General features: G+C 71.6%; 8 protein-coding genes. 2 read left to right on the top strand and 6 right to left on the bottom strand.

The features are described from left to right. Positions 1-730: 730 nt before the first annotated feature. Complete coding sequence (locus ACW9J6_RS12735; protein WP_457116851.1) at positions 731-1,750, top strand: flagellin N-terminal helical domain-containing protein; 1,020 nt, start codon at positions 731-733, stop codon at positions 1,748-1,750. 744 nt (positions 1,751-2,494) lie between these two features. Here the strand turns inward: ACW9J6_RS12735 and ACW9J6_RS12730 are convergent. Next, the gene (locus tag ACW9J6_RS12730) at positions 2,495-3,526 is read right to left on the bottom strand and encodes a flagellin N-terminal helical domain-containing protein (RefSeq protein WP_457116850.1); all 1,032 of its coding nucleotides are present in this window, start codon (positions 3,524-3,526) and stop codon (positions 2,495-2,497) included. A gap of 441 nt (positions 3,527-3,967) precedes the next feature. Here ACW9J6_RS12730 and ACW9J6_RS12725 point away from each other — a divergent pair, with 441 nt between their 5' ends. Next, complete coding sequence (locus ACW9J6_RS12725) at positions 3,968-4,366, top strand: flagellar biosynthesis repressor FlbT (RefSeq protein WP_457116849.1); 399 nt, start codon at positions 3,968-3,970, stop codon at positions 4,364-4,366. A 12-nt stretch (positions 4,367-4,378) separates the two neighbouring features. Here ACW9J6_RS12725 and ACW9J6_RS12720 read toward each other — a convergent pair whose 3' ends face one another. The 5 genes from ACW9J6_RS12720 to ACW9J6_RS12700 all read right to left on the bottom strand — a co-directional run bounded on the left by ACW9J6_RS12720 (position 4,379) and on the right by ACW9J6_RS12700 (position 12,573). Then, positions 4,379-5,164 (bottom strand): ATP-binding cassette domain-containing protein, encoded by a 786-nt coding sequence (locus tag ACW9J6_RS12720; RefSeq protein WP_457116848.1) that lies wholly within the window; start codon positions 5,162-5,164, stop codon positions 4,379-4,381. Beyond that, positions 5,161-6,897, bottom strand: coding sequence for a dipeptide/oligopeptide/nickel ABC transporter permease/ATP-binding protein (locus tag ACW9J6_RS12715; protein WP_457116847.1), 1,737 nt, complete (start codon positions 6,895-6,897; stop codon positions 5,161-5,163). The genes ACW9J6_RS12720 and ACW9J6_RS12715 overlap by 4 nt, the downstream gene beginning before the upstream one ends. Then, positions 6,894-7,841 (bottom strand): ABC transporter permease, encoded by a 948-nt coding sequence (locus ACW9J6_RS12710; RefSeq protein WP_457116846.1) that lies wholly within the window; start codon positions 7,839-7,841, stop codon positions 6,894-6,896. The genes ACW9J6_RS12715 and ACW9J6_RS12710 overlap by 4 nt, the downstream gene beginning before the upstream one ends. After that, positions 7,841-9,406 carry an ABC transporter substrate-binding protein gene (locus tag ACW9J6_RS12705; RefSeq protein ID WP_457116845.1) on the bottom strand — a complete coding sequence of 522 codons (1,566 nt, stop codon included), beginning with the start codon at positions 9,404-9,406 and terminating at the stop codon, positions 7,841-7,843. The genes ACW9J6_RS12710 and ACW9J6_RS12705 overlap by 1 nt, the downstream gene beginning before the upstream one ends. Before the next feature lie 557 nt (positions 9,407-9,963). Continuing rightward, the gene (locus tag ACW9J6_RS12700; RefSeq protein ID WP_457116844.1) at positions 9,964-12,573 is read right to left on the bottom strand and encodes a putative bifunctional diguanylate cyclase/phosphodiesterase; all 2,610 of its coding nucleotides are present in this window, start codon (positions 12,571-12,573) and stop codon (positions 9,964-9,966) included. Positions 12,574-12,638: the final 65 nt, after the last annotated feature.

The raw sequence follows: 12,638 nt of genomic DNA, 5'->3' as shown, positions 1-12,638 counted from the left end.
TCGGAACATGGTTAATCGATTGTTCTTGGGTGTTTGCGTTGCAATTGAATTTCGGATTTGAGAATGCGCAGGTGCTGTCGCCGGCAATCGTGCCGGGTTCGTCCGGCCGTTTCCGATCCGCCGCGAGGGAGCAAATTCGAGCAGAGAACGGCGCGGGCCGGCCTCATCAAGCATTGCTGTCCAGACCTGACGGCTCGCAACGTGGAGGATGGGTCGGTTCGAGACCAGGACCGAGACGTGGGACAGGACGCGGGTTTGGAAAGCCGCCGCGCGGGCCGGAAGAAGACCTGCCCGACCCAAGACCGCTCGGATTCATCGCTCCCCAGACTATCACAGCGCCATCCCGTCGCCCGTCGGCACGGCTCGGTTCGCAACAATGATCTGCTCGATCGAATAAAATAAATTGATATTTAATCTGCGATCGTCGTTTCACGAAAATGCTGGCTCGTTTGCGATTAACCTTTCTGAAATGTTGAGCGCAGATGATTAATTTACCCAAGGAGAGGAGAGAGGCGCAGCCCTCCCGCCGCGGGGATGAATGCACGGCGAGGCGGATCCCCGGATCCGCAGGCATGACGCGACGTCGCCGTCCCGGTGTGAGCCCGTGTCTGAACGCATGGTGGGTCGGTTCCCTTCGGGGATCCGAAGGCATGACGCCGTCCCGCTGCCCCGGTGTGAGCCCGGATCTTCACTTCGCGTATCGAAGATCAAACAGCGTTAGGATCACACCGTGACCAGCATTCTGACCAACAACTCAGCGATCGTCGCTCTCAACACCCTGCGCACGATCGGCGACAGCCTCGACACCACCAGCAACCGGGTCTCCACCGGCAAGAAGATCGCCACCGCCGGCGACGGCGCCGCGTACTGGTCGATCGCCTCGACCCTGAAGTCCGACAACGGCGCGCTCGGCGCGGTCAAGGACGCGATCGCCCTCGACAAGAATACCGTCGACGCCACCTCGACCGGCCTCAACAAGATCCTGGACGACCTCGACCAGATCAAGAGCCGTCTCACCGCTGCCACCTCGGAGTCGACTGCCCGCAAGCAGATTCAGACCGAAATCAAATCCTATCTCGACGACGTCAAGTCCACCGCCACCAACACCGTCATGAACGGCGTGAACTGGCTGTCGATCGATACCTCTGCCACCGGTTATCAGGCGACCAAGAGCCTGGTCGCGGCCTTCGCCCGCAACGGCAGCAGCGTCGCGGTCAGCACGACCAAGCTCGATACCAGCGTCTTCGCGGTTTACGACACGTCCTCGACCGGCACCACCAGCGGCGCGGGCTTCGACGCCCTCGTGGCGATCGCCAGCGCGGCGGGCGGCTCGGCCGCGACTTTCTCGGCCGCTCACGGCTTCATGGACACCACGTATTCGGGTTTCAACGTCAACAGCCAGTCGGTGTCCGACTTCACGCTGTCGGGCATCGACATCTCCGCGCTCGGGACCGCCGACGGCGACAAGGCGACGCTCAAGGCCTACCAGGACGTGGTGGACCGCACGCTCACCGCGCTGCGCAACGGTGCGGCGAAGCTGGGCTCGACCTCGACGCTGCTGAAGTCGCAGTCGGACTTCACGCAGAAGCTGATGGACATCAACACCAGCTCGATCGGCGCCCTGGTCGACGCCAACATGGAGGAGGAGTCGACGAAGCTGAAGGCCCTGCAGACCCAGCAGCAGCTGGCTGTGCAGTCCCTCAGCATCGCCAATTCCAGCGGCCAGAACATCATGAGCCTGTTCCGCTAAGGGGCCGCCCTCGTCGCTGGACGTCACGCCTCGAGGGGGGGCCGCGCCGGAGAGGCGCGGCCCCCCTTTGCGTTGCGTCGCCCCGCGCCCGTGCGGCTCGACGGCTCCCGACGGTTCGAGCGCGCCGGACGCAAGAGGCGCCCTCCCGTGGGAGCCGCGCAGCCCTCCCGTCGGAGGCCGCACCGGAGTGCGGCGACCGCACCGTGACGGTGTGATACCGTAGCCGTCACCCAGGACGGCTGGTTCTGTTTTGGTGTTTTGGTCAAGCCTCTGGCGGAGCGTCGACGATTCAAGATGGTCGACGACCCGATGCGTCGGCATCTCGGGCCGTTGGGACGACGCCTCGACTTCCCTCGGGACCCGGATGCGCCGGACCGCACGGTCGGGCCGAGCGCCATGCCGGGCGGTGAGGAATGGGCGAAATCCCGGAGCGACCGGCATGGGCCGGGGCGTGCGGAGAGCGTTCCGTGGGTGGTCCGGCCGCCGGGGCTCGGCGGCATGCTTCGCGCCCGCGGGCTTGGCGCGAGTGCCGGCGGTTCATCGCCCCGCACGGGCCTGGGCCTTGAATTCGTCTCCCAACCCCCCTCGCCTGCCAGGACGCGGTCGGACGCGACACGACAGCGGGCGGCGGCCTTTCGCGGCCACCGCCCGCTGTCATGTCGCGTCGTGACTCGGCATCCGCGTCGCATACGGGATGCCGGAGCGGGGCTGGGCGCGGGGAGACCCCGTGCCCTGTGAGGACGTTTACTTGAACAGCGAGAGGACGTTCTGCCCGCTGGAGTTGGCGATGCTGAGGGACTGCACGGCCAGCTGCTGCTGGGTCTGCAGGGCCTTCAGCTTCGTCGACTCCTCCTCCATGTTGGCGTCGACCAGGGCGCCGATCGAGCTGGTGTTGATGTCCATCAGCTTCTGCGTGAAGTCCGACTGCGACTTCAGCAGCGTCGAGGTCGAGCCCAGCTTCGCCGCGCTGGAGCGCAGAGCAGAAAGCGTGCGGTCCACCACGTCCTGGTAGGCTTTGAGCGTCGCCTTGTCGAGGTTGCTGTCGGCCAGCGACCCGATGTCGATGCCCGACAGGGTGAAGTCCGACACCGCCTGGGTCGTGCCGTTCACGACCATGGTGACGCCGGAATAGGTGGTGTCCATGACGCCGTGCACGGCCGCAAAGGAGGCGGACGATCCGCCGACCGCCGCGATGATCGCGTTGAGGGCGTCGAAGCCCGCACCGGAGGTGACGCCGGCCGTGGAGCTGTCGAAGACCGTGAAGGTGCTGATGTCGAGCGGAGTCGTGCTGACCGCGATGCTGTTGCCGTTGCGGGCGAAGGCCGCCACCAGGTTCTTGGTGGCCGAATAGCCGGGCGCGGACGTATCGATCGACAGCCAGTTCACGCCGTTCATAACGGTATTGTTGGAGGTCGACTTGATGTCGTCGAGATAGGACTTGATCTCGGTCTGGATCTGACTGCGCGCCGTCGAGGTCGAGGTGGCAGCGGTGAGGCGGGTCTTGATCTGGTCGAGGTCGTCCAGGATCTTGTTGAGGCCGGTGGAGGTGGCGTCGACGGTGTTCTTGTCGAGCGCGATCGCGTCCTTGACCGCGCCCAGCGCGCCGTTGTCGGACGAGATCGTGGAGGCGATCGACCAGTAGGCCGCGCCGTCGGCCGCCGTGCTGATCTTCTTGCCGGTCGACACCCGGGTCCCGGTCGAATCGAGGCTGTCGCTGATCGTGCGCAGGGTGCTGAGCGCGATGATCGCGGCGTTGTTGGTCAGGATGCTGGTCACGGCTCTCTCCAGACGGTGCGCGTGATCTTCGAATACGGGTCAGGAAGATCCGGGCTCGCACCGGTGCGGCAGGTCGGCGTCATGCCTTTGGATTCCGAGCGAAATCCATTCTACAGCGCGTTCAGTCTCGGGTCCGCCGGGGCGGCGGAGCCGCGTCCGGCCGGGACGGCACGGCACCCGCTCCTTCGCGCTCGACGCGGCGGGCGGACCGGCACTCGGCCGTCGCCCGCCCGATGACGGGACATTCCCCTGTTAAGGTTAACAATTCCTGACGCCGGAGAACCTAGCGGCAACCACGCTCCGGCCGGGCCTCGCGGATGGCCGGGATGCCGGTCATTCTCCTGCGCAGGCCCGGGACCGAATCGCACCGCGCCGGGGAGACGTCAGGCCCGGACAAGGTCCCCCGGTTAGAGCCGCGGACGCCAGGGACAACGGGATATCATGAGCAGGACGGAATCGTCGCCGGTGCGGGCCTTCATCAAGAAGGGCGCCCGCTTCTTCCTCAACGGCGCCCTGATGCGGGCGAGCGACAGCGTCACGCTGCAGATCCACGCGGTCGACGTGCTCCTGATGCCCAACCACCTGATCGAGGCCGAGGAGGTGCGCACGCCCGTGCAGCGCCTCTACTACCTCGTGCAGCAGATGCTGATCGAGCCGGGCCGCATGGCGGAGTGGCAGGAAGCCTACCGCTCCTGCCTGGCGGCCGGGGCGGGGCTCCCGGACGAGGCGTCGCTGCACCCGATCCTGCGCCTCGTCGAGCGCGGGAAGTACCAGAGCGCGATGGCGCAGCTGCGCAAGGTCATGCGCGCGCCGAAGGAGGCCGCGCCCCAGGGCGCCTGACCAGGCGCGGGCTCACAGCACCGGGACGGCGGCGATGAGCCGGCGCGTGTAGGGGTGGCGGGGCGTTCGCACGATCGCCTCGGGCGTCCCCTCCTCGACGATCCCGCCCTGCGCCATCACCAGCACCCGGTCGCAGAGCGCCTCCACCACGGCGAGGTCGTGGCTGATGAACAGCAAGGTCAGGCCGTGGCGCGCCCGCAGGTCGGCGAGGAGCCGCAGCACCTGCGCCTGCACCGAGAGGTCGAGGGCGGAGACCGGCTCATCGAGGACGATGATCCGCGCGCCCGCCGCGAGGGCCCGGGCGATGGCGACCCGCTGCGCCTGCCCCCCCGAGACCTCGTGCGGGTAGCGGTCGAGGAGCGCCGGATCCAGGCCGACCGAGTCCATCAGGGCCGCGAGGCGGGGCCCGCGCCCGGCCGCCTCCACCCCGGCGAGGAAGCGCAGCGGGGCGCCGAGCGCGTCCCGGATCGTCCGGCGCGGGTTGAGCGCCGAGACCGGATCCTGGAACACGTACTGGATCGTGCGGCCGAGCCTCCGCGGCCCCGCCCGGACGAGGTCGGCGAGGGGGCGCCCCTCGATCGCGACCGATCCGGCGCTCGGCCGCACGAGCCCGACCAGGCAGCGCGCCAGGGTGGACTTGCCGCAGCCGGATTCGCCCACGATGCCGAGCGTCTCGCCGGATTCCACCCGGAATGACACCCCGCCGAGCGCCGTGACGGCCGCGCGCGTCCGGCCGAGGAGGCCGGAGCGGGCCGGGTAGGTCTTGGCGAGGTCGCGGACCTCCAGGGCCGGCGTCACGCGCTCCCCTCCCCCGCGTCGAGGATTGCCCGGGCGCGCCCGAGCACCGGCACCGCCGCGATCAGGCGGCGCGTGTAGGGGTGGCGGGGCGCCCCGAACACGGACGCGGTCGGGCCCGCCTCGACGATCCGCCCGTCCTGCATCACCGCCACCCGGTCGCAGAGCCGCCGCACCACGCCGAGGTCGTGGCTGATGAACAGGATCGCCAGCCCGCGCTCCCGCCGCAGGCGGTCGAGGAGGTCGAGGATGCCGGCCTGCACGGTGGCGTCGAGCGCGGTGGTCGGCTCGTCGGCGATGATCAGGTCGGGGGCGTTGGCGAGCGCCATGGCGATCGCCACCCGCTGGCGCTGCCCGCCCGAGAGTTCGTGCGGGTAGGCGCGGGCGATCCGCGCCGGGTCCGGCAGGCCGACATCCGCCAGCAGATCGAGGACCCGCGCCTCCGCCCCGGCGCCGCGCCCGTGGACGCGCAGGGCCTCCGCCACCTGCGCGCCCGCCCGGATCAGCGGGTGCAGCGCGGTGAGCGGATCCTGGAACACGGTGGCGATGCGGTTCCCGCGCAGGCGGCGCAGGGCCGGCCCGTCGAGGGCGAGGAGGTCCGTCGGCCCGAAACGGATGCTCCCGCCCGTCACGATCCCCGGCGGGGAGGCAACGAGGCGCAGGATCGCGTGGGCGGTGACCGACTTGCCGGAGCCGGATTCCCCCACGAGGCCCAGGCATTCCCCGGGGGCGACCGCGAGGTCGACGCCCCGCACCGCCTCCTCCCGGCCCGCCGGGGTGTCGAAGGCGACGCGCAGGGCCGCGACCGCGAGGCCGGGACCGGGCGCCGGCTGCGGGCCGGGCGCGATCCGCTCCACCCGCGTCGCCGCCGACGGCCGCCCGGGCGCGCCGCCGCGCAGGCGCGGGTCGATGGCGTCGCGCACGCCGTCGCCGACGAGGTTGAGGCTCATCACGAGCAGGAACACCACCAGGCCCGGCACCGCCGCCACGGCCGGGGCACTCACCAGCACGCGCCGGCCCTCCCCCAGCATCGCGCCGAGATCCGCCTGCGGCGGCTGCGCCCCGAGGCCGAGGAAGGACAGGCCCGCCGTCTCCAGGATCATCCAGCCGACCGTGGTCGAGGCGGTGACGACGATCACCGGCATCACGTTCGGCAGCACCTCGGTGAGGAGGATGCGGGCCGGTCCCATGCCGGAGAGCCGAGCCGCGGCGACGAAGTCGCGGCCGCGCAGGGTCGCGGCGACGCCCCGGACCGTGCGGGCGAAGAACGGGACGTTGGCGACCACCACCGCAATGAGCGCGTTGAGGAGCCCCGGCCCCAGCGCCGCCACCACGGCGAGCGCCAGCAGCAGGTAGGGGAAGGCCATCAGCACGTCGATCAGGCGCATCAGCCCCGCCTCGACCCGGCCGCCGGCGAAGCCCGCCACGAGGCCGATCCCGGAGCCGATCGCCGCGGCGAGCGCCGCCGCCGCCACGCCCGCCGCGAGGCTCACCCGGGTGCCCCAGACGAGGCGGGCGAGGAGATCGCGCCCGAGCGCGTCGGTGCCGAGCCACGCGCCCGGCGTGAAGGGCGGCAGCAGGCGCTGGGCCGGCGCGGTGGCATCCGGGTCGGCGAGCGGCAGGAGGGGCGCCGCGAGGGCCGTCCCGGCCACCAGCGCGAGGACCAGCAGGCCCGCCGCGGCCGGGCGGTTGCGCAGGAGGCCGCTCCGGCGGAGCCGGGCGAGGGCGCCGGTCACGCCGCGATCCTCGGATCGGCGAGCCGCTGCAGCAGGTCGGCCGCGAGGTTGAACAGCACGTAGGCGCTGGCCACGACCAGCACCCCGCCCTGGACCAGCAGGATGTCGCGGGTCGCGATGGCGTTAACCAGCATGCGGCCGATGCCGGGCCACTGGAACACGGTCTCGACGTAGACCGCCCCGCCGAGGACGAAGCCCGCCTGGGTGCCGATCACCGGGATCACCGCGACGAGCGCCGCCCGGAACGCGTGGGCGAGGACGATCCGCCCCTCCCCCACCCCCTTGGCGCGGGCCGTGCGCACGAAATCCTGGCGCAGCACCTCCAGCATGGCGGCCCGGGTCAGCCGGGCGATCACCCCCGCCGCCACCACCGCGAGCGTGACGGCCGGCAGGGCGAGGTGGCGCAGGAGGTCGGGCAGCGTCTCGGCGCCGGTGATCGCGTGCATGCCGCTCACCGGCAGCAGGCGCCAGCGCAGGCCGAAGAGCAGGATCAGCAGGAGGCCGAGCCAGAAGGACGGCAGCGAGAGGCCGACCAGCACGGCGAGGGTGGCGAGCCGGTCGACGAGGCCGGACTGACGCACCGCCGAGACGATGCCCAGCGCGAGGCCGAGGAAAGCGGCGAGGAGGAGCGCGGCCCCCGCCAGCACCAGCGTGGCGGAGAAGCGCTCCGTCACCTCGTCGAGGACCGGCCGGTTGAGGCTGTGCGAGCGGCCGAGATCGCCGGTGACCACGTGGGACAGCCAGGACGCGTACTGCACCGGCAGCGAGCGGTCGAGGCCGAGGTCGCGGTTGATGCGGGCGACCGCCTCCGGCGTGGCGTAGGGGCCGAGGAGCGCCAGGGCCGGATCGCCCGGGATCGCCGCCATGATCAGGAAGACGATCAGGGTGAGGCCGATCAGGACCGGGACGAGGGCCGCGAGCCGCCCGAGGAACCAGGTCCCCATCACGGCGTGCGCTTGCTGACGCCGGCGAGGCGCAGCGCGAAGGAGGGTTCGAGCACGAGGCCCCGCACGGCCTGCGTCGTCACCGCGACCTGCTTGCCGTGGACGACCACCGCGAAGGGCGCGTCCTCGATCACGATCCGCTCCGCCGCCCGGTAGAGGGCGCGGCGGCTCTCGCGGTCGGTGGTGCGGCGCCCCTCGGCCAGCAGGCGGTCGAGGGCCGGATTGGCGTAGCCGCCCGCGTTGAAGCCGCCCCGCGCCGGGACCGCGTCGCTCGCCAGCGCCAGCGCGGGGAGCTGGTCGGGGTCGTTGGTCATCCAGGCCATCTCGGCCATGTCGGCATCGGGTCCCAGGCCCCGGTTCACCCGGGCCAGATAGGCGTTCCACTCGAAGGTCGAGAGGCGCGCCCGCAGGCCGACCCGCGCGAGGTCGGCCTGGATCGCCGTCCCCATGGCGACGGGGTCGAGCATGCCCGAGCCGCCCTCCGCCACGAGGAGCGTGAGCGGCGCCCCCTCGGCCCCCGCCTCGCGCAGCAGGCGCCGGGCGCGATCGGGATCGTGGTGGTAGCCCTCGAGACCGGGATCGTAGGCGAAGAAGGCCGGCGCGATGATCCCGCGGGCCGGGACCGCCGCCCCCTGGAGCACGTGCGCGGCGAGGGCTTCCCGGTCGATGGCGTAGTTGACCGCCTGACGGACCCTCCGGTCCCGCAGGGCTCCCTGGGCGGCGTTCAGGATCAGGTACCAGAGGTGGGGTCCGACCGCCTCGTGGACCCGGAAGCCCGGCCGGTCGCGGAACAGCCCGACCGTGTCGGGGGGCATCTCGGCCATCACGTCGACGCCGCCCGCCAGCATCTCGGTCGCGCGGGTATTCGGGTCCGAGAGCGGCCGGAAGATCACCAGGCGGGCGGCGGCGGGCGCCCCCCAGTAATCGGGGTTGCGCGCGAGGGTGACCTTTCGGCTGCTCTGCCAGCCGGCGAAGCGGAACGGGCCGGTCCCGACCGGGCGGCGGCCGAACTCCCGGCCCTCCGCCATCACGGCCTTCGGCGAGACGACGAGGCCGGTCGGCGTCGCGAGGTTCGCCAGGAAGGGCGCGTAGGGTTCGGAGAGCACGAAGCGGACCGTCAGGGGATCGGGCGCCTCGACCCGCGCCACCGCGCGAAACAGCACCGCGAGGGGGAAGGGGCCGGTCGCGGCGGCCGGATGATGCGGGTCGATCAGCCGCCCGAAGGTGAACCGCACCGCCTCGGCGTCGAGAGGACTGCCGTCGTGGAAACGCACGCCCGCGCGCAGCCGGAACGTGTAGGTGCGCCCGTCCTCGGACAGGCTCCAGCTCTCCGCCAGGGCCGGCTCGACGTCGAGGCTGTCGGGCTTGGTGCGGACCAGCCCCTCGTAGAGGTTGACGAGGATGCGCGCGTCGTTGGTGGCCGTGGCGACGCCCGGATCGAGGGAGGCGGGCTCGGCACTCTGCCCGACGACCAGGATGTCGTCGGGGATCGGCTCCGCGAGGGCGCTGGGCGGGCTCGCCCCCAGGAGGAGCAGGCCGGCGATCGCGAGGCGAATGAGGACCACGGCGCATCCGGTGCGAGGGGCGGGCGGAGAGCATCCCGCAACGTTCCGGAGAACGCGGGTGACGTCGAAACGTTGCCAGGACCGTTTCGTGCCGGAGTGGCCCCCGATGCGCGGCGTGCAAGGTGCCGCGTCGGGGTACCGGATGCGAAGAGGGTGATCAACCGATCGCAGAGATCGTTATGGACGACCGTTTTTTATGCTTATAAACCTTAAGCTCGTTGCATTTTTCGATTTCATTAGAACCACAGTAAGATCAAACATTTTGTGAAATTGTAACACCCCCCTTTTCCGGACGACTGCAGCGCCAGCGGAAGGAGATCCGGAAACCAGCGCAAGACTCCGCGAAGCGACTGCTTTGAGCCACGGCTCTGGAAGACGGTGCCGCTTCGCGGCAGATTCCTGTGCTGGTTTCCGGATCTCCTTCCGCTGACGCTACAGTCGTCCGGAAAAGGGGCGTCCGTCATCCAGCAAGCGCCACGTCGTCTCACCCGCCAGGGTCCATCCCGCCGCCGGGAGCCGTCGGAATGCGCCCGACCCGGACCATCCGGCCATGCCCCTCACGCGGCCGACCGGTCCGCGCCCGCCCGCGCCCAGGTCTCCTGGAGCTGCCCCGGCTCCAGCAGTGCCCGGAAGCTGCCGATCGGCACCGGCGGGCTGAACAGGAAGCCCTGCGCGGTGGTGGCGCCGCCCTCGACCAGGAAGCGCAGGTCGGCCTCCTGCTCCAGGCCCTCCACCACCGTCTCGAAGCCGAGGGCGGCGGCGAGGGACAGGATGGCGCGCACGATCGTCTGTTGATCCGGATGGGCCGCGACGCCGTCGACCAGCGAGCGGTCGAGCTTGAGGGCATCGATCGGCGCCCGCGCCAGCATGGCGAGGTTCGAGTAGCCGGTGCCGAAATCGTCGATCGAGACCCGGACGCCGCGCGCCCGGAGGCGGGCGATGTGGCGCTGAATGGTATCGGAATCGCGCATCGCCACCGTCTCGGTGATCTCCAGCTCCAGGCAGGCGGGCGGCACGCCCGCCGCCGCGAGATGGTCCTCGACGGTCTGCGCGAAGGTCGGATCCTCCAATTGGAGCACCGAGACGTTCACCGCCACGGTGAGGTCGTGGCCGCCCGCGACCAGGGCGCCGATCTCCCGCAGGGCGCGCTCCAGCACGAAGGCGCCGAGATCGGGGATCAGCCCCGCCTCCTCGGCGACCGGGATGAACTTCGCGGGCGGGATCGCGCCGCGCTCGGGATGGTGCCAGCGGATCAGCGCCTCGGCGCCGACCACCCGCCCGTCCGCGAGGGAGACCTTGGGCTGGTAGTGCACGCCGAACTCGCGCGCCTTGAGGGCGCGGCGCAGCTCGCTCTCGATGCCCAGCCGCTCCTGCACCCGCGCGGCGGCGGCGGCGGTGAAGAAGGCGCAGGTGCCGCGGCCCTGGTGCTTGGCCTCGTACATGGCGATGTCCGCCTCGACGAGCAGCGCGTCGTAGGTCGCGTCCGGCTCGGCCAACGCGATGCCGATACTGGCGCCGACCGCCGCGTGGGCGCTGCCGATCTCGTAGCTCTCGCCCACCAGCGCCACCAGGGCGTCCCCGCTCTCGCGCAGGCTGGCACGGGTGAGGGCGCCGCTCACCACGATCAGGAACTCGTCGCCGCCGATGCGCCCGATCAGGGCGCTCTCCCAGGCCCCCGCCCGGCGGCGCTCCTCCAGGAAGCCGAGGATGCGGCGCGAGAGCTGGCACAGGAGCGCGTCGCCGGCCCGGTGCCCGAACGTGTCGTTGACCGCCTTGAAGCGGTCGAGGTCGAGGAACAGGAAGGCGACGGCCCCCCGGCGGGCCGCCAGGGCCGCGGTGCCGTCGAGGCGCATCTTCTCCCGGTTGGCGAGGCCGGTGACCGGATCGAAGAAGGCGAGCTGCCGCACGCGGCCGAGGCTCTCGCGCAGGTTCGCCAGCATGGTCTCGAAGGCGCGGCCCAGGCTGCGCACCTCGCCGAGGCCGGTCGCCCGGAACGGCACGTCGAGATCGCCGCGGGCCACGGCGCTCGCCGCGCGCGACAGTTCCGGCAGGCCCCGGGTCACCCGCCGCACGCAGGCGAGCACCATCAGCACCAGGGCGCCGAGCGAGAAGGCGGCGAGCAGCAGGAACCACGCGAAGAGCGATCGGGTCTGCATGACGCCGAGCCGCAGCATCTCCCGCGCGGCGGCGCCCACTTCGGCCTGCGCCGAATGGGTGCAGACCGCGAGGTCCTGCCGGTGGGGCACGCAGCGCGCCACCCTGGCGCCGTCGGGGGTGGTGAGGAGTTCGTCCTCGCCGACATCCATGCGCGGGACCAGTCCCGCAGCCGGCGCACCGGCCGCGGCGATCCGGCGCTCCCCCGCCAGCACGAGGAGCCCGACCCGCGTCAGCGCCGCGAAGCGCTCGAAGGTCGCTTCCCGCGGCGCGAGCAGGCGCAAAGCCACGAGCGCCCCCGCGGCATCGCCGAAATCGTCGAACAGGGGCTCGACCGCGACCTCGCCGATCCGGCTTTCCGCCGGCAGGCCCAGGGCCTCGCCCAGCGCCTCGGGCAGGACGAGGGCCCGGCGCGCGCCGCGCCGCATCCGCCGGCTGTTCCCGGTCAGCACCTCGCGGACGACCGCGTCGAGGCCGGCCGCGTCGACCGCCTCGGCCAGGGCGAGGAGGTCGTTGCCGGCGCTCGATCCGAGCACGATCCCCTTGGGATCGGTGACCACGAGGGCGTCGAGTTCGGCGGTGGCGGCGGCGGGCGCCAGGAGTTCGCGCAGGGCCACGGGATTGCCCGCCCCCACGGCCTTCACGACGTCGAGGCGCTGGGCGAGGAAGCGCGCCTGCCGGGCGGCCTCGTCGAACAGCCCGTCCAGCTGCGCCGCGGCGAGGCGCGCCTCGCCGTCGAGCTTGTGCGCCACCAGTTCCCGGGACAGGAGCCCCACGGCGCGCGCCCGCTCGTCGGCGTCCTGATTGAGGCGCTGCAGCGCGACGAGCCCGGTGATGGCGAAGGTGAGCGCCCCCGTGACCAGCACCATCACGGCGAGATGGCTGCCGATGCGGGAGACCGGGCGGCCGCGCCACAGGCGCCGGAGCAGGGTCCGGACGCGGCGCAGGGACGCCGGCGCCCGCCTTCGGCGGCCCGGGACCCTCCCGCCCTCGATATCCGCCGCTTCGGGCACGCGCCCCGTCCCGTCATCGCTCCGCTCCGAGAGCGTTACAGGCGAAGTGTTGAGACCCGCCTAAC

Source organism: Methylobacterium sp. JK268, from assembly GCF_054052225.1.
The sequence above is the reverse complement of the archived record's forward strand: the minus strand, read 5'-3'. Positions and strand labels throughout refer to the sequence as shown.